The 18064-nt window shown below is 58.7% G+C and carries 15 protein-coding genes; 10 read left to right on the top strand and 5 right to left on the bottom strand.

Features of this window, described 5'->3' with window-relative positions; translation table 11 throughout:
• Positions 1 to 46: 46 nt before the first annotated feature.
• The 4 genes from rsmD to GTP58_RS13180 all read left to right on the top strand — a co-directional run bounded on the left by rsmD (position 47) and on the right by GTP58_RS13180 (position 2225).
• Complete coding sequence (rsmD, locus tag GTP58_RS13195) at positions 47 to 694, top strand: 16S rRNA (guanine(966)-N(2))-methyltransferase RsmD (RefSeq protein ID WP_161077835.1); 648 nt, start codon at positions 47 to 49, stop codon at positions 692 to 694.
• Positions 695 to 792: 98 nt separating this feature from the next.
• A complete protein-coding gene (coaD, locus tag GTP58_RS13190; protein WP_072783027.1) occupies positions 793 to 1284 on the top strand; it encodes a pantetheine-phosphate adenylyltransferase in 492 nt (163 codons plus the stop codon).
• A gap of 12 nt (positions 1285 to 1296) precedes the next feature.
• The gene (locus GTP58_RS13185; RefSeq protein ID WP_072783025.1) at positions 1297 to 1551 is read left to right on the top strand and encodes a YfhL family 4Fe-4S dicluster ferredoxin; all 255 of its coding nucleotides are present in this window, start codon (positions 1297 to 1299) and stop codon (positions 1549 to 1551) included.
• Positions 1552 to 1640: 89 nt separating this feature from the next.
• Positions 1641 to 2225: a chalcone isomerase family protein gene (locus tag GTP58_RS13180; protein WP_072783023.1), complete on the top strand. Its 585-nt coding sequence runs from the start codon at positions 1641 to 1643 to the stop codon at positions 2223 to 2225.
• A gap of 35 nt (positions 2226 to 2260) precedes the next feature.
• On the opposite strand, the gene GTP58_RS13175 is transcribed toward GTP58_RS13180, so the two are convergent.
• On the bottom strand, positions 2261 to 2542 hold the full coding sequence (locus GTP58_RS13175) for a hypothetical protein (protein WP_161077834.1): 282 nt from the start codon (positions 2540 to 2542) through the stop codon (positions 2261 to 2263).
• Positions 2543 to 2683: 141 nt separating this feature from the next.
• Here GTP58_RS13175 and GTP58_RS13170 point away from each other — a divergent pair, with 141 nt between their 5' ends.
• Positions 2684 to 3655 (top strand): LysR family transcriptional regulator, encoded by a 972-nt coding sequence (locus GTP58_RS13170; protein ID WP_072783019.1) that lies wholly within the window; start codon positions 2684 to 2686, stop codon positions 3653 to 3655.
• Here the strand turns inward: GTP58_RS13170 and GTP58_RS13165 are convergent, their stop codons facing one another.
• Both GTP58_RS13165 and GTP58_RS13160 read right to left on the bottom strand, forming a co-directional pair.
• On the bottom strand, positions 3656 to 5215 hold the full coding sequence (locus tag GTP58_RS13165) for a methyl-accepting chemotaxis protein (RefSeq protein ID WP_161077833.1): 1560 nt from the start codon (positions 5213 to 5215) through the stop codon (positions 3656 to 3658).
• 58 nt (positions 5216 to 5273) lie between these two features.
• Positions 5274 to 5729, bottom strand: coding sequence for an Lrp/AsnC ligand binding domain-containing protein (locus GTP58_RS13160; protein ID WP_008443393.1), 456 nt, complete (start codon positions 5727 to 5729; stop codon positions 5274 to 5276).
• A gap of 213 nt (positions 5730 to 5942) precedes the next feature.
• On the opposite strand from GTP58_RS13160, the gene putA reads away from it, so the two are divergent.
• On the top strand, positions 5943 to 9593 hold the full coding sequence (gene putA / locus GTP58_RS13155) for a trifunctional transcriptional regulator/proline dehydrogenase/L-glutamate gamma-semialdehyde dehydrogenase (RefSeq protein ID WP_161077832.1): 3651 nt from the start codon (positions 5943 to 5945) through the stop codon (positions 9591 to 9593).
• A 44-nt stretch (positions 9594 to 9637) separates the two neighbouring features.
• Here the strand turns inward: putA and GTP58_RS13150 are convergent, their stop codons facing one another.
• Both GTP58_RS13150 and GTP58_RS13145 read right to left on the bottom strand, forming a co-directional pair.
• Positions 9638 to 10324, bottom strand: a complete 687-nt coding sequence (locus GTP58_RS13150; protein ID WP_161077831.1) for a 5'-methylthioadenosine/adenosylhomocysteine nucleosidase — start codon at positions 10322 to 10324, stop codon at positions 9638 to 9640.
• Between the two features lie 384 nt (positions 10325 to 10708).
• Positions 10709 to 13459 carry an EAL domain-containing protein gene (locus GTP58_RS13145; RefSeq protein ID WP_229215559.1) on the bottom strand — a complete coding sequence of 917 codons (2751 nt, stop codon included), beginning with the start codon at positions 13457 to 13459 and terminating at the stop codon, positions 10709 to 10711.
• A gap of 347 nt (positions 13460 to 13806) precedes the next feature.
• On the opposite strand from GTP58_RS13145, the gene GTP58_RS13140 reads away from it, so the two are divergent.
• From GTP58_RS13140 to GTP58_RS13125, 4 genes are all read left to right on the top strand, one after another.
• Positions 13807 to 14844, top strand: a complete 1038-nt coding sequence (locus GTP58_RS13140; protein ID WP_161078143.1) for a nitronate monooxygenase family protein — start codon at positions 13807 to 13809, stop codon at positions 14842 to 14844.
• A gap of 18 nt (positions 14845 to 14862) precedes the next feature.
• Complete coding sequence (locus GTP58_RS13135; protein WP_161077830.1) at positions 14863 to 16473, top strand: GMC family oxidoreductase; 1611 nt, start codon at positions 14863 to 14865, stop codon at positions 16471 to 16473.
• 106 nt (positions 16474 to 16579) lie between these two features.
• Positions 16580 to 17350, top strand: coding sequence for an ABC transporter ATP-binding protein (locus GTP58_RS13130; protein ID WP_161077829.1), 771 nt, complete (start codon positions 16580 to 16582; stop codon positions 17348 to 17350).
• Positions 17350 to 18057, top strand: coding sequence for an ABC transporter ATP-binding protein (locus GTP58_RS13125; protein ID WP_161077828.1), 708 nt, complete (start codon positions 17350 to 17352; stop codon positions 18055 to 18057). Before GTP58_RS13130 ends, GTP58_RS13125 begins: the two co-directional genes overlap by 1 nt.
• Positions 18058 to 18064: the final 7 nt, after the last annotated feature.

Here is an 18064-nt window from a genome sequence, read left to right as displayed (position 1 = left end):
GTATGGTATGATGGCCTGTTGAATCAATGACTTAGAACACGCCCTCATGCCAAAGAAGCCCGCCAGCAAGCCTGCCAAACCCGCCAAAGTTCCGGTTCACGGTCCCCAGCACGCCAACCAGGTGCGTATCATTGGCGGCCAATGGAAGCGCACGCCGCTGCCGGTGCTGACCGCGCTGGGCCTGCGGCCAACGCCGGACCGCGTGCGCGAGACCGCGTTCAACTGGATCAACCACCAGCGCGACGGCGACTGGGCCAGTGCCCAGGTACTGGACCTGTTTGCCGGCAGCGGCGCGCTGGGCTTTGAAGCGGCCAGCCGCGGTGCGCAATCGGTCACCATGATCGACAGCAATACCCAAGTCACGCGCCAGCTTGACGACATCAAGACCAAGCTGAAGGCCGACAACGTCAGCATCATGCGCGGCGACGCGCTGGCGGTGCTTCAGTCCGCCGTGACGCGCGGCCAGCGCTACGACCTGATTTTCCTCGATCCGCCTTATCAGCAAAGCTTTTTGGAACGCACTCTGCCGCTGTGCACAACACTGCTCAAGGAGGGCGGCCTGGTGTACGCCGAGTCCGGGCTGGCGCTGGAGTTCGCCGAAGGCGAGGCGCCGGAATGGCTGGCGGACTGGGAAATCATCCGGGCCGACAAGGCCGGAATGGTGTTCTACCATTTATTAAAACGCAAAGCCTAATTGCCGTTAAAACATCACCAATTTAAGGCAACTTTAAGCCAAAACCCGTTTTTCAGGCATAATGCGCGTTCTATATTGGTGCACTGCAGGGAGCCGCAATGGTAGTAGCTGTTTATCCGGGAACTTTCGATCCGCTGACCCGTGGTCACGAAGATCTGGTGCGCCGCGCATCGGGTCTGTTCGACACGCTGGTGGTCGGCGTCGCAGACAGCAAGAACAAAAAGCCGTTCTTCTCGCTCGATGAACGGCTGGAAATTGCCAATGAAGTCCTGGGCCACTATCCCAATGTGCGCGTGGAGAGTTTCTCCGGCCTGCTCAAGGATTTTGTGCGCGACAACGATGCGCGCGTGATCGTGCGCGGCCTGCGCGCCGTGTCCGACTTTGAGTACGAGTTCCAGATGGCGGGCATGAACCGCTATTTGCTGCCGGACGTCGAAACCATGTTCCTGACGCCGTCCGACCAGTATCAATTTATCTCCGGCACCATCGTGCGCGAAATCGCCATGCTGGGCGGGGATGTGTCCAAGTTTGTGTTCCCATCGGTCGACCGCTGGCTGCAAAAGAAGATTGCTGCCACCCAGACCGAGTAAGCGAGTTCTGCCATGGCCTTAATCATTACCGACGACTGTATCAATTGCGACGTTTGCGAGCCCGAGTGCCCGAACGACGCCATCTACATGGGCGCGGAAATTTACGAAATCAATCCGGACAAGTGCACTGAGTGCGTCGGCCACTTCGATGAGCCGCAGTGCCAGCAAGTGTGCCCGGTGAGCTGCATTCCCTTCCATCCCGAGCACCGCGAAACCAAAGACCAGCTGTTCGCCAAGTTCGAGCGCCTGCAGGCCGCCAAGGCCTGAGAGGCCAAAAAAGCATGACCGTGCGGCAAAACACGCCGCCGCGTCTCCACGATGGTATAGTCCGATCACATACCACCCCGGAGACACCCATGAACCGTAGAACTATCCTGCACACCCTGATGGCCGGCGCCCTGCTGGCCTGCCTGCCTGCGTTTGCCGCTGTTGAGGTGGCCGGCGCCAAATTCGACGACACCATCACGCTGGCGGGCCAGCAGCTCAAGCTGAACGGCGCCGGCCTGCGTACCAAGGTCATTTTCAAGGTGTATGCCGCCGGCCTGTACCTGACCGACAAGAAAACCACGGTGCCGGAAGTGCTGGCCGTGCCTGGTCCGCGCCGCGTTGCCATCACCATGCTGCGCGAAGTCAGCTCGGACGACTTCGGCAAAGCCTTCATGGACGGCCTCAACGCCAACACCAGCAAGGAAGAACTCAGCAAGATCCTGCCGCAAATCAAAAAGTTCGGTGAGGTATTTGCGCAGACGCCGGCGCTCAAGAAAGGCGACCAGCTGTCGCTGGACTGGACCCCGAACGAGGGCACCCAGTGCTATCTGAATGGCAAGAAATTGGGCGAGCTGATGCCGGATCAGGCGTTTTACAACGCGGTGCTGCGTATCTGGCTGGGTGATAAGCCGGTCGACAGTTCCTTGAAACCGGCGCTGCTGGGAGAGAAGTGATGTTGCGGCGCGGCAGACCTTGCCGCGCCTGATATTTAAGCGCGCGCGGCCAGTGCGCGCAGTTCTGCGGCATGGCTCGGATCGCATTCACTGCGGTTCATCATGCGCTTGAGCAGCATGGCGTCGCGCATCTGGCGACGCTGCAAACGCTGCTCCTTGCTCATCTTCGGCTTAACCACCAGCACGGCGGCGCGCACGCAGCCCACCAGCAGGGGTTTGAACAGCACCAGCATGCCGCCGCTCACAGCGACCAGCAGCGCCAGCTTGATCGCGGCGATCAATGAAAAATCTTGTACTGCGGAAATGATGATGGACATGGTGTAGCCGTAGCTTTAGAATCTGACGTAACTATAGTGCGGCGCAACATAAGTTACCAATTTACTTTCTCGATAACAATTATTCGTTTGGTGAATGGTCTGTGCTATCGTTATTTCTCTGACACCTAACCTTGAGCCGCTATGAGCTTTCTGACGCTGGACCTGAACTTGCTGCGCGTGTTTGACGCTGTGATGACAGAGCAAAATCTGACCCGGGCCGCTGGCCATCTGGCCATGACCCAGCCGGCAGTGTCCAACGCCATCAAGCGGCTGCGCGAGAGCCTCGGTGACGAACTGCTGATCCGCACCGCCTACGGCGTCAAGCCGACGCCGCGCGCCGAAGCGCTGTGGCCGTCGGTGCGCAGCGCGCTGGCCAGCCTGGAAGCGGCGGTGGCGCCGGAAACCTTTGACGTCTCCGCCGCCCACGCCACCTTCCGCATGGCCATGGCCGACGCCACCGCCGCCATGTGGCTGCCGTCGCTGATGCGCTCGATTGAAAGCGAAGCGCCCGGCGTGAATGTCCGCATGGTGCCGCTGACCACGCGTGAGCCGCGGCCGATGCTGCTGCGCGGCGATATCGACCTGGCGGTGGGTTTCTTCCCGGGCGTGGCGGCCCAGCTGTCCTACGAGACCGGTTCGCCGATCCGCCATGAACGCCTGTATTCGGGCAAGTATGTGTGCGTGATGCGCCGCGACCATCCGCTGTCCAAGGTCGAGCTGAACCTGGAGAATTACTGCGCCGCCAACCATCTGCTGGTGAGCTTCTCCGGCCGTGCCCACGGCCTGGTTGACGAGGCGCTGGCCCAGCTGCAACGCGAGCGCCGCATCCTGCTGACGGTGAACCAGTTCTTTACCGCTGGCCGCGTGGTGGCCAACTCGGACCTGATTACCGTGCTGCCGCGCCACCTGATTGCCGCCACCGGCATGACCGACGCGCTGATCCACAAAGAATTGCCATTCCAGCTGCCGGCGGTCCACCTGGACATGCTGTGGCACGAACGCGATGCCCGCAGCCCGGCCCACAAATGGCTGCGCGTGCATCTGGAAAAGATGAACACGGTCACCCAGAACCGCGTCAGCAATCCGCCAACGCCGCCGGCGTCTACCCGCTGATCAATGCTTGCTGCTGGAGCGGTAGCCGATACGGAAACCGCCCCAGTGCTTGCCATGCACATAAATCGGCGCCGACAGGTCATGCATAACCTCGCCGGTATCGCGCTTGTACGTCTGCAGCAGGAACGGTTTGGTATTCGCGCCGCAGCGCTTGCCCGTACGGTCGCTGAAAATCCGCTTGGTGCGGTTGTTGACGATGTCGATATCGTAGTTGCCCGTCAACGGCTGGGAAAACTTCTTGTTGTGGGTGGGGAAATAGCCGTTGTTATCCACCGCGCCGGCATAGGCCAGCTGCGGCATGGTCGCCAGCAAGCCTTCCTGCAGTGGCGGCAGCACGCGGTCGGTGAAATCGTCAAACCGGGTTTTGTGCTTGGGCGGATCGGTGTTCGGGATCGGCGTGTATGTGCGGTCCCACAGCGCTTCGCGCGAAATCTTGCCGCTGGCGATGGCTTGCTCAAAGATCCGGCCCACGTCCGCCGCCGCGCGCTGCGCCGCCTCGCGGATCTCATCGTGCGAAGTGGCAATCGCCGACTCGCCCAGCGCACCGGTGATGATTTCCGCCCGTTCCGCCAGCGCCATGGCCGAGCTGGCGGCGCGCGGCAACTCCTTCTCGGTGGATAACAGACTGTCGCGGATGCGGGCGATGGCGTCGGCGATGTCTTCGGTCGTCGTCACATGCTCGCGCGAGGCGCGCGCAATCTCGCCAATCTCTTCTTCCGACACGCCCGAGGAGCGCTCGATATTGCCCAGCAGACCGTGCACGGTTTCCACATTGCCGGCCGCCTCGCTGACCTTGGCCGCGAGCGAGGTCATGCCGCTGGCGGCTTGCTCCGCCTGCTGGTTGATTTCACGCACCATGGTGCTGATTTCGTCGGTCGCTTCCTTGGTGCGCAGTGCCAGCTGGCGCACCTCGCTGGCCACCACGGCAAAGCCGCGGCCTTGTTCGCCGGCGCGCGCCGCCTCAATCGCGGCATTCAGCGCCAGCAGGTTGGTGCGCGCGGAAATTTCGCTGATGGCCTCGGTAAAGCCGTAAATTTTGCGGGAGTTGATTTGCAGCGCCGCCATCACATCGGCGGCCGTTTGCGCGTCCTGGCGCGCGGTGCGGATGCGTTGCAGGCCACTGTCGGCCTCGCTGCGGCCGGCCTCGGTTTCGCCCCGCACCTGGGCTGCAATTCTGGCGGCGCGCTCGGCGTTGGCGGCAATGCGTTCGGTGGTATCGGCGTTCTGGCTGGAGCTGTGGACAATATTGCCAGCGGTGCTGACGTCGAGCTCGATTTTCTTCTTTACGGAGTCGACAAAATACGAGGTTTCCGCCGCGCCGATCATGATGGCGTCAATTTCCTCGCCGACGGTGTGGGCAAAGTGGCGTACGCCGCCTTCGTCATGGTCCTGCCGCGCCGCCCACCAGGCCAGCGCCGCCCCGCCCAGCGCGGCCGGCACCGCTGCCGTGACCGGCCCGGCGCCCATCAGCCTGCATAAATAGGCGAGGCCCGTGCCGCCTGCTGTCGCTGCCAAAATCCACAATCCACGTTGCACCATCTTGTGCTGCAAAAGCTTCATCTGTCCCCCGTCTGACAACAGGCGCCTAGGGCGGCCCCACTAATTTATTTCTTTGATGCTATTTTATGGGCAACTTGGTGGTATTCTTCACTTCTTCCATCACGGCGTAGGTGTGCGTCTCGCGCACGCCTTTCTGCAACAGGGTTTTACCCAGGAATTCGCGGTAGGCAGCCATGTCCTTGACGCGGGCTTTGACGAGATAGTCAAAACCGCCGGCAACCATATGGCACTCCAGCACTTCCGGGATTACCTGGACGCTGTGTTTGAAGGCGTCGAAGACTTCGGGCGTGGTGCGATCCAGCACAACCTCGATAAAGACGAGCAAGGACACGTCCAGCAGCTGTGGATTCAGTTGCGCCGTGTAACCCATGATATACCCGGACTCGTGCAACTTGCGCACACGTTCCAGGCAAGCGGCGGGTGACAGATTCACCCGCGCGGCCAGCTCCACATTGGAGATACGGCCATCGCTCTGCAATTCCATCAAGATTTTTTTGCTGATCTTGTCTAACATTTCCTGGAACTCCCAAATAAATATTATTTGGTTAAATTGTCTCATCAAAAACTATCTATTGCTAGCCCCTCGCATTACCAGAATTAATCCAGAAGAAATCCCACTACAATCGAATCATTAGCAGTTCACCTCATTTCACGCCTCGCCAGCCATGCTGACCGGGCGTGTTTTTGTAGGTGGGCCGGCTCCAAAATTTCTCTCTGAAAGTTCTCAATGCAAGCAGCAACCACTACCGGTTTTACCCCGTTCGCCGCGCTCCAGGCGGAAGTCCTGCGTGACCCGATTCCCCTGCGCGCAGCAGTGACGGCGGCCTACCGCAAGAACGAAGTCAGCGCCGTGCTGTGGCTGCTCGACCAGCTGAAAAACCACGACGACAGCAGCATCGACCAGGCCGGGCAACTGGCCTACAAACTGGTCAGCCAGGTCCGCACGCAACGTACCCGCGCATCCGGTGTAGATGCCCTGATGCACGAGTTTTCGCTGTCGTCGGATGAGGGTGTGGCATTGATGTGTCTGGCGGAAGCACTGTTGCGTATTCCCGACAATGCCACGGCCGATCGCCTGATTGCCGACAAAATCAGCAAAGGCGACTGGCGCAAGCACCTGGGCGAATCGCCATCGCTGTTTGTGAACGCGGCCACCTGGGGCCTGCTGATCACCGGCAAGCTGGTATCGACCAACAGCGAAGCGGGCCTGGGCTCGGCGCTGACCAAACTGATTTCCAAAGGCGGCGAGCCGCTGATCCGCAAAGGCGTGGACCTGGCGATGCGTATGCTGGGCAACCAGTTCGTGACCGGCCAGACCATCGATGAAGCGATCAAGAACGGCCAGGCCAACGAAGCGCGCGGCTACCGCTATTCCTACGACATGCTGGGCGAGGCAGCGCTGACCGAAGCGGATGCCAAAAATTACTACGCTTCCTACGAAACCGCGATCCATGCGATCGGCAAGGCCTCGAACGGCCGCGGCATCAAGGACGGCCCGGGCATTTCGGTGAAACTGTCGGCGCTGCACCCACGCTACAGCCGTGCCCAGCACGCGCGTGTGATGCAGGAGCTGCTGCCGCGCGTACGCTCGCTGGTGCTGCTGGCCAAGCAATACAATATCGGCCTGAATATCGATGCGGAAGAGGCGGACCGCCTGGAACTGTCGCTGGATCTGATGGAGGCGCTGGCCGCCGATCCTGAGCTGGCCGGTTTCGATGGCATCGGCTTCGTGGTGCAGGCTTACCAGAAACGCTGCCCGTTCGTGATCGATTACCTGATCGACCTGGCCAAACGCAGCGGCCGCAAATTCATGGTGCGTCTGGTCAAAGGCGCTTACTGGGATGCGGAAATCAAGCGCGCCCAGGTGGACGGCATGAGCGGCTATCCGGTCTACACGCGCAAGGTCTACACCGATGTGTCCTACCTGGTGTGCGCGCAAAAACTGCTCGGTGCACAAGGCCTGATCTATCCACAATTTGCCACCCACAACGCGCACACCCTGTCGACGATTTACACCTGGGCCAAGCGCGACGGCGTCAGCGACTACGAATTCCAGTGCCTGCACGGCATGGGCGAATCGCTGTACGACCAGGTTGTCGGCAAGGACAATCTGGGCAAGGCCTGCCGTATTTATGCGCCGGTCGGTACCCACGAAACGCTGCTGGCCTACCTGGTGCGCCGCCTGCTGGAAAACGGCGCCAACTCCTCGTTCGTGAACCAGATCGTCGATGAAGCCATCCCGATTGAGTCGCTGCTGAAAGATCCGGTTGCCACCGCGCGCGAGCTGGGCGGCAAGCCCCATGGCGGCATCGCGCTGCCACTGGACATGTTTGGCGCCGAGCGCAAGAACTCGGCCGGTTTCGACCTGGCCAATGAAAACGTGCTGCGCGAGATTGCGGCCGCGCTGGCCACGCCGCGCACCTGGCATGCGGCACCACTGCTGGCGGGCGGCCTGAGCGCTGGTCAGCCGGTGCTGGACGTCACCAATCCGGCGCAACGCAGCGACGTCGTCGGCAAACTGGTGGAAGCCAGCGCCACCGACGTCGAAACCGCGCTGACCAGCGCCAGCAGCTTCGCCATGGACTGGCAAACCACCGAACCTTCGGTGCGCGCTGCCGCACTGACCAAGGCCGCCGATCTGTTCGAAAGCAACGCCATGGAACTGATGACGCTGGCGATCCGCGAAGCGGGCAAATCGCTGCCGAACGCGATTGCCGAACTGCGCGAAGCGGTCGACTTCCTGCGCTACTACGCGGCGGAAGTGGGCGGCGCCACCAACACGCTGGCGCTGGGTCCCGTGACCTGCATCAGCCCATGGAACTTCCCGCTGGCGATCTTTACCGGCCAAGTGGCGGCGTCGCTGGCCGCCGGCAACGTGGTGCTGGCCAAGCCGGCCGAGCAGACCCCGCTGATCGCCCACCGCGCGGTCGAGCTGCTGCATGAGGCGGGCGTTCCGCGCGCCGCGCTGCAATTCCTGCCGGGCCGCGGCGAAGTGGTGGGCGCTGCGCTGACCTCGGACAGCCGCGTCAAAGGCGTGATCTTCACCGGTTCGACCGAAGTCGCGCAGCTCATCAACCGTACGCTGGCCAAGCGCGCCGTGGCGGAAAACGCCGACATTCCGCTGATCGCTGAAACCGGCGGTCAGAACGCCATGATCGTCGATTCGTCGGCGCTGCCGGAACAAGTGGTGCAGGATGCGATTTCGTCGGCCTTCGACAGCGCCGGCCAGCGCTGCTCGGCGCTGCGCGTACTGTTCCTGCAGGAAGATATCGCCGACAAGACCATCAAAATGCTGAAAGGCGCGATGCTCGAGCTGAATGTGGGTTCGCCAGACCGCCTGGTCACCGATATCGGCCCCGTGATCGATGCGGAAGCGCAGCAAAACCTGCTGGGCCACATCAACAAGCTGAAAGCCACGGCGGTGGACTACTTCTCGCTGGATCTGCCTGCCAGCGTGACCAGCGCCGGTACCTTCGTGCCGCCGACGGTGCTGGAAATCCGCTCGCTGGCCGAGCTGACGCAGGAAGTGTTTGGCCCGGTCATGCACGTGATCCGCTACAAGCGTGCCGAACTGCCGAAAGTGGTGGAGCAAATCAACGCCAGCGGCTTTGGCCTGACCCTGGGCGTGCACTCGCGCATCGATGAAACCATCGATTTCATCACCGAACGCGCGCATGTCGGCAACATTTACGTCAACCGCAACATCGTTGGCGCGGTGGTTGGCGTGCAGCCGTTCGGCGGCGAAGGCAAATCCGGCACTGGCCCGAAAGCCGGTGGTCCGCTGTACCTGAAACGTCTGCAACGCGGCGCCGTCACCGCGCCGGCGCACGAACGTCAGGCGACGCCGGCACTGGATGCACTGGTGGTCTGGTCGAAAATGCATGGTCACGAGCGTGTCGCCGGCCTGGCCGAGCAATACAGCCGTTCGACGCTGCTGGGCAGCCTGACCACCTTGCCAGGCCCGACCGGCGAGCGCAACACGCTGGCGCTGGTATCCCGTGGGGCGATTGTGTGCGCGGCCGGCACGCTGGATGGCCTGCTGAACCAGATCGCCGCCACGCTGGCGACTGGCAACCTCGTCATCGTGACCGGCGAAACGGCGACATTGCTGCCAAACGACCTGCCGGCAGCGGTAAAAGACCGCATTCAGACCGTTTCCAGCCTGGAAAACTGCGAATTCCAGATCGCCCTGGTGGAATCGATGCTGGCGGGAAGCCTGCATGCCTCTCTGGCAGCCCGTAGCGGCGCGCTGGTGGGCCTGATCGGCACCAATGAGGATGGGGCCATCCCACTGTGGCGTTTGCTCGCTGAGCGCGCCCTGTGCGTGAATACGACCGCAGCCGGCGGCAACGCCAGCCTGATGACGCTGCAAGCGTAAAAAATACCTGTTGCACCTTAGGCCGGGCTAGTCCCGGCCTTTTTTTATGCTTTGCAGAAGTTCTCGATCACAGCAAAAGCGTAGCGCGAGGCCACGGTTTTGATGAAATGCATGAAATCGACGGCAGCATCGTCGTTGGCGTTGTCGGAAATGGTTCTGATGACCGCAAACGGTATTCCCAGCTCAAAACACACTTGCGCCACCGCTGCGCCTTCCATTTCCACGGCCAAAACATCGGGTAAAGCGGCTTTCAGGGCCTGAATCTGCGTCAGTTTGCCGATAAATTGATCACCACTCGCGATCAGTCCACGGTGTACGCGCGCAATGGGCGCCGCAGCGGCAGCCAGTCTTTCGGTCAGCGCCACGTCTGTCGCGAAGCTTGAAAGGCCGGTCAGCGGGATTTCGAACTGCGGAAACAGCGGGCTGGCATCAAAGTCGTGCTGTATCAGCGATTCCGCGACCACCATGTCCCCAACCTGGACGTTTTTATCCCCACTTCCGGCGACGCCGGTAAAAATGATGTGGGTAACTCCGAATTTTTCCACAAGGGTCGTCGCTGTCATGGCAGCGGCAACCTTGCCTATACGCGATAAAACGCACACAGCGTCGATTTCCCAGAGTTTCCCGGCCGTGTACTCACGCATGCCGTGAAAGTGCCTGGCGGGGCTCTGAAGGGCCTCTATCAGCCCCTGCTGTTCTTCAGCCAACGCGCTGATGATGCCTAAACGCATACTTTTCCTTCAATTTTGGTGATGCAGCCTGTGGTTAAGCAACGCCTTTTCCACAACGCGTAGCGAAAAAAAGTGAATTTTAAGGCGTTTTTTGATGTGTGGATGGCTTTCAGATGACGAACAGACGTCCTATTTCACCTGCGTTTCGCAGGATTCCACAGAATTCGCGCTTTAGTTGTTTACAAGAGTTTTATATAAACATAGTGGTAATAGTAAACGTGCAAATAACTGTGGATAAGTCATGTATACGTTTACAAATCATTTGTTTACGGCGTAAACAACCTGCTGCATAAACGCTGTATCAGTTCGGGAACAATTTCTGGATAAAATAAGTGCCTGTGATCAAAGTAATGCTTGGTCACATCTCATCCTGTGGATATCCAGTCACTTATACACAGGGACACACTGTTTTTGTAGTTGTTTTTCCAATTCTTCGCCTGAAATGGGCTTTGAAAGCAGGTATCCCTGGCCAAAATCGCAGCCGGCGGCCGTCAGAATGGCCAGTTGTTGCGGTGTTTCGATGCCTTCGGCGATCACTTTGATGCCTAACTTGTGTGCCATCGCAATAATTGCCTCACAAATCAGCAGTCCATCGCCACCTTCGATGAGATTGGAGACGAAAACCGGGTCGATTTTGAGATAGTCCACATCAAATCGCTTTAAAAACGCGATCGAGCAGTGGCCGGAACCAAAATCATCGAGCGAAATCTGCATGTGGGCATGCTGGAAGGCCAGTGTGCGGTCGGAATTGTTGCTGGCCGTCTCCAACAGCAGGTTTTCCGTGACCTCGATGATGATGCTGTTGGGGTTGAGCTGGAGTTCCTGCAGAAAATCCAGCCATTCCTGATAGTTGCTGCCGTCATCGCGGAATTGCCAGGCCGACTTGTTCACGCTGACCTGGAATGCCGGCGTGCTGATCGCCTGTAATTTCTGCGCTTCCCGCGCCGCCTGGCGGAAAACCCAGTCGCCGATGCCGATTATCATGCCGCTGCTTTCCGCCACGGTGATGAACTCGGCCGGATTCAGCAGTCCGCGCACCGGATGTTGCCAGCGCACCAGTGCCTCCGCTTTCACAATCGCGCCACTGGCCAGCGCGATAATCGGCTGGTACAGGATGCGCAGCTGGTCGCGGGCGACGGCTTCGCGTAATTCACTGACCAGGTTCATCCGCACATGGGTGGCTTCCTGCATGAAGGGCGCAAAATAATTGAAGCGGTTGCGGCCCTGCTGCTTGGCCGCGTACATGGCCTGGTCGGCGTTTTTGATTAAAGTTTCCGCATCCGCAGCGTCTTCGGGATACAGGGTGATGCCGATGCTGCTCGAAATTTGGGCAACGTTCTCGCCGAGATCGAACGGCGTGCTCATTTTCTTGAGGATTTCCTGCGCTGTCCTCACCACGTCGCTGGCATTGCGTAGCTCGCTGAGGATGACGGTAAATTCATCGCCGCCTAAACGGGCCACGGTATCGGTGCTGCGCACGCAACTGGATAGCCGGGCTGCCACTTCTTTGAGCAATAAATCGCCCTTGTCGTGGCCAAGTGTGTCATTGATTTCCTTGAAGTAGTCCAGATCGACAAACACCAGCGCCATCGGCAAGTGCGAACGGTCGGTTTTTTTCATCTCCTGGCGCAAATGCTCATGGAACATGCGCCGGTTAGGCAGTCCGGTGAGCGCATCGAAGTTGGCCTGGCGCCAGATCAGCTCTTCGGATGCCTTCTTTTTGGTGATATCGCTGAGCAAAGCGACATAGCGGAACGGATTGGCCTGCTCATCGTAGACGGTGTTGATCACCATTGAGACCAGGTATTCCTCGCCATCCTTGCTTCGTTGCCACAATTCGCCCTTCCAGTGGCCGCTGCGGGTGACGCATTCGAAGATGCGGTCGAAAAATTCCTGATCGTTGCGACCGGAAGCAAGTTCGTAGGCGCGATGGCCCACCAGTTCTTTTTCCGTGTAGCCACTGAGCACGGAAAACGCCGGATTCACGGTCAGGATTTGACCGGCAGCGTCGGTCACCATCATGCACTCGCCGCTATTCTGGAACAGCAGCGTGGCCAGCTTCATGGATTCTTCGTTTTTCTTGCGCTCTTCTTCGTTGGCCAGCAACTGCTGTTCCATTTCACGGCTGGCGTTGTACAAGGTGCGGTAGCGATGTTCGCGCTCTTCCTGTTTGCTGTAGGTGCGAAGGAAAAAATGACCGGCGCCAGCCATCAACAGCAGCAACACCGCCAGTCCGCCACCGGCGGTGAGGTAATTTTGCTGCAATAAACGTGTCGATTCGCTGTCATTGCTGCCAACCACGATGATAAGCGACAGCTCATCGATCACGCGGTAGCTGAAAATCCGCGTCAATCCATCGATGATGCTGACGGTTTTGTAGGTGCCGGAACTGGCATTGCGGACATTGTCGAACAAGGCAGTGGGGCCGAGATCACGGGCAAATGCCTGTTCAAAATTGGGCACGCGGGCGATGACTTTGCCGCCACCATGAACCAGCGTGATCGAGACATCCGAAGTAAAACGCGAATTTTCAAACACCTTGACGTAGCGGTCGACATTGATGGGGGCAACCACAACCCCCAGAAACTCGCCTTTGGCCGTCTCCACACGGCGACTCAGAAAAAACAGCCGTTTTTTGCTGTTTTTCCCCATGGCGGGCTCTCCAATGAAGAGCTTGCCTTTGATGGAATTGTTGACGTGTGCCTGGAAGTAGTCGCGATCGGCATACGAGGTACCAAGAATGTTGGCGCCAGTGGAGGAGGCGACGGCATTACCTTTTGGATCGATGAAGGAAATCCAGTAATCGCCGTTGAAATTGGAACCGCGTGAAGACAGCAGGTCCGACATGGTGTCCGGTGAACGGCTTTGCCTGGCAGGCAGCACTTTGATGGCGTTGGCAAAACCAATCAACGACAAGTCCACGGATTGAATCGAGTAAATTACATGCGCTTCCATGGCCTTCACGTAGTGCTCGGTCTGAGACTGGACGGCAAGTTCGCGTTCTACGTAGGAAGCATGGAATTGACTGACGACGACGGCAATGGCGAGGGATGCCATCAAAAAAAGGCCGGTGATCAAACGTCGCCGAAACCGCAGATATGCAGGCGACCGGGGTTTTTTGTTTGATGAAGACAAAACGGCTCCGGCTGAGGCTGTTTGTTTGGCAATGCAGTATATCGTGGTTTCAGCGAGGAACGAGCTTCCAGGCGCCTGAGCCTGTGGTTTTTGGGTTTATGGTTTACTCTAAAGATGTAGATATAAGAATAGTGATAGTTGTTAACATCGACACTTTTCTGTGGATAAGTGGGCATTTTGAATTAGAATCAGGCGTTTACGGGCTGCATAAGACGGCGCGTAAACCCTGTATGAACGAAGAACTGTTTTGGGATAAAAAATGACCTCCCCAAAAGTTTTTTGTTTACTCACATTTGGCACCTGTGGATATCCATAGCGTTATCCACAGCTCAAACAAGGGGGAATCGATGACTTTAGCGTCTGTTTTTCCGCATCCCATTATTCAGGGACCGACGGCCGGTGGCTTTAATACGCCGGCGCAAGTTGCTGCGGTGTCCAATGCTGGCGCGCTGGGTTGCCTGGCGTGTTCTTTGTTGTCGCCGGATGTCATTCGCGAGCAGACCAGCCAGATTCGTGCCCTTACGGACAAGCCGTTTTGCCTGAATTTTTTCGTCCAGGACACGCCAAAACCGTCCGCCGCTGAAGTGGAGCAGGCCAAGGAATGGCTGAAACCGGTCTGGTCTTCGCTGGGCTGGACGGAATTGCCGACGCCAGCCAAGTGGTGCGAAGATTTCTCCGCGCAGTTTGAAACGCTGATCGAGCTGCGTCCGGCCGTGGCCAGTTTTACTTTTGGCATCCTCAGCGTGGAACAGATCCGCCGCTTGCACGAGGCCGGCATTTTTGTGATTGGCACGATTACGCATGCCGATGAAGCGCTTGCCTGGGAAAGCCGGGGGGCTGATGCAGTGATTGCTTCCGGTACAGAGTCGGGCGGACACCGCGGTACCTTCATCGGCGCGCAGGAAGACGCCAAACTGACCACGTTTGAATTACTGCCAGCTGTCGTGGCGGCCGTAAATATTCCCGTGATTGCCGCCGGCGGCATCATGGATGGCGCGGATATCAAGCGCGCTTTGAACGGCGGCGCGCAGGCAGTGCAGATGGGTACGGCATTTTTGGTCACCGACGAATCCTCCATCAATGCCCCGTACAAGCAGCGGCTGCTGACCGCCGGCAACCATCCGACCCGGTTGACCCGTACTTTTTCTGGCCGTTATGCACGCGGTCTGGAAAATCGCTTTATGCAGGAAATGTCGTCAAAAGAACCCCAACTGCCGTTATATCCTGTGCAAAATTCATTAACGTCATCTATCCGTGCGGAAGCCATCAAGCGTGGCGAGACGGAACTGATGTCGCTGTGGTGCGGCACGGGCGTGGCACGTGCACGGCCGATGGCGGCGGCGAAACTGGTGGAGACTTTGCTGGCGGAGATCAGCGCAGCGTAGACTTGAAGGAGACCATTGTTGGAATCAGCAGGCAGCTACGATTACATCATCATAGGCGCAGGCTCGGCTGGCTGCGTATTGGCAAACCGGCTCAGTGCCGACAAGAACAAGGAAGTCCTGCTCATCGAAGCAGGCGGACGTGACGACTACGTGTGGATACACATTCCCGTCGGCTATCTGCATTGCATCGACAATCCCCGAACCGACTGGAAGTTCCGTACCGAAGCGGATCCTGGCCTCGGCGGCCGCAGCCTGCTTTATCCGCGCGGCAAGGTGCTCGGCGGCAGCTCCTCCATCAACGGCATGATTTACATGCGTGGACAGTCCGGCGACTACGACCGTTGGGCCGAACTCACCGGCGACGATAGCTGGCGCTGGGAGTCGGTGCTGCCGCTGTTTAAAAAGAGCGAGGACTATCACGGCGGCGCTTCCGAATTTCACGGCGCTGATGGTTTATGGCGGGTTGAAAAACAGCGCTTGTCCTGGCAGATACTGGACGCCTTCCGCGATGCCGCTGAGCAGACCGGCATCCGGAAAGTGGATGATTTCAACCGCGGCGATAATGCCGGCTGTGGTTATTTCGAGGTGAATCAAAAGCGCGGTATCCGCTGGAATACGGCCAAGGCGTTTTTAAAACCGGCTGCGCGCCGGCCGAATCTGACCATCATGACCGGGTGTCACGTGGAACGTTTGCAGATTGAAGAGGGCGTTTGCAAAGGCGTGATTTTCACTGGCGGCGGCACGCAATTTATCGCCACCGCGCGCAAAGAAACCCTGCTGGCAGCAGGCGCGGTTGGCAGTCCGCACATTTTGCAATGCTCCGGTATCGGCCATGCGGCGCGATTGCACGAGCTTGGCATCACGCCTGTCGTCGACCTGCCTGGCGTCGGCGAAAACCTGCAAGACCATTTGCAATTGCGCATGGTCTACAAGCTGCATCCAAGCGCGCGTACCTTGAATACGATGGCGTCCAGCTGGTTCGGCAAATTACGCATCGGCCTCGAGTATGCGATATTCCAGAGCGGGCCGATGTCGATGGCGCCTTCGCAGCTGGGCGCGTTTGCGCGTTCCAATGCGGGCGAGCAGACGCCGAATCTGCAATATCACGTACAGCCGCTGTCGCTGGAAAAGTTTGGCGATCCTTTGCACTCCTTTCCTGCGTTTACGGCCAGCGTGTGCAATCTGCGTCCGACCTCGCGCGGCCACGTGCGGATTGCCAGCGCCGATCCTTATGCGCCGCCAAAAATTTCACCAATGTACTTAAGCACGCCCGAAGACCGCAAAGTGGCTGCCGAAGCGCTGACGCTGACACGCAAAATCGTGGCGGCGCCGGCGCTGCAAAAATACAGTCCTGAAGAATACAAGCCCGGCGCGCATTACCGTACCGAGGAAGAACTGGCGGCTGCTGCTGGTAGCATCGGCACCACAATTTTCCATCCTGTCGGCACATGCAAAATGGGGCGTGCAGAGGACGCCAGCGCTGTGGTTGACGCGCAGTTGCGCGTGAAAGGCGTGGCTGGATTACGTGTGGTGGACGCCTCCGTCATGCCCTTCATCACCTCGGGAAACACCAATTCGCCGACCATCATGATTGCCGAAAAGGCTGCGCAATTAATCCGTTCCGTATAGGCATAGATCAAAATTTAACCGTAGTTATACTGTATTGTTAGCGAATTTGTTACTGTGTATGATCTAAAAAAAATTTATACTTTGAAAAGAATAACAAGGAGATAGGATGTCCGACGTTATCTTGGAAACAAAGCATTTGACCAAGGAATTTAAGGGCTTCATCGCGGTCAACGACGTCAATCTCAGAGTACAGCGCGGCCACATCCACGCGCTGATCGGCCCAAACGGCGCCGGTAAAACCACATGTTTTAATTTGCTCACAAAGTTTCTGGTGCCGACCTCGGGCCAGATTCTGTTCAACGGCAAAGACATCACCCCCGCCCGCCCGGCGCAGATTGCGCGCATGGGCGTGATCCGTTCCTTTCAGATTTCCGCCGTCTTTCCGCACCTGACGGTGTTGCAGAATGTCCGCATAGGCTTGCAGCGCCAGCTCGGCACCAGTTTCTTTTTCTGGCAAAGCGAACGCGCGCTGAATCAGCTCAACGACCGCGCCATGCAGCTGCTGGCCGAAGTCGATCTGACCGAGTTTGCCGACACCATCACCGTTGATATGCCTTACGGCCGCAAGCGCGCACTGGAAATCGCCACCACCCTGGCGATGGAGCCGGAGCTGATGCTGCTCGATGAACCGACCCAGGGCATGGGCCACGAGGATGTTCACCGTGTCACTGAACTCATCAAAAAAGTCTCGGCCGGCCGCACCATCCTGATGGTCGAACACAATATGAAGGTGGTGTCCGGCATCTGCGACAAGATCTCCGTGCTGCAGCGCGGCGCCATGCTGGCCGAAGGCTCGTACGCCGAGGTCTCGACCAATTCCCAGGTGATGGAAGCCTATATGGGCACGGAAGCCAGCGTGCTGGAAGGAGCCCATTGATGGCGGCCGCACTGGAGATTTCGAATCTGCAAGCGTGGTACGGCGAGTCGCATATTCTGCACAACGTCAACATGACGGTGCAGCCGGGCGAAGTGGTGACGCTGCTGGGCCGCAATGGCGCCGGCCGCACCACCACGCTGCGCGCCATCATGGGCCTGACCGGCGCACGCAAAGGCTCGATCAAGGTCAACGGTGAAGAGGCAATCGGCTTGCCGACGCACCGCATCGCTCACCTCGGCATCGGTTACTGCCCGGAAGAGCGCGGTATTTTTTCGTCGCTGTCGACCGAAGAAAACCTGATGCTGCCGCCACATCTGAATGGCGCGGACCAGGGCATGCCGGTGGCGGAAATCTACGCGATGTTCCCGAATCTGGAGGAGCGTAAACACAGCCAGGGCACACGCCTGTCCGGTGGCGAGCAGCAGATGCTGGCCGTCGCCCGCATCCTGCGCACCGGCGCGCGCTTGCTGTTGCTGGATGAAATCTCGGAAGGCCTGGCGCCGGTGATTGTGCAGGGGCTGGCGCGCATGATTACCACGCTCAAATCCAAGGGCTACACCATCGTCATGGTGGAACAGAATTTCCGGTTTGCCGCGCCGCTGGCGGACCGGTTTTATGTGATGGAACACGGTCAGATCGTAGAGACTTTTGTTGCATCCGAGTTGAGCGCCAAGATGCCGGTATTGACCGAGCTATTGGGAGTTTGAGAACGAT

It is taken from the genome of Duganella sp. CY15W (assembly GCF_009857555.1).
Taxonomy (GTDB): domain Bacteria; phylum Pseudomonadota; class Gammaproteobacteria; order Burkholderiales; family Burkholderiaceae_D; genus Rugamonas; species Rugamonas sacchari.
This window is presented reverse-complemented; position numbering and strand designations above follow the sequence as displayed.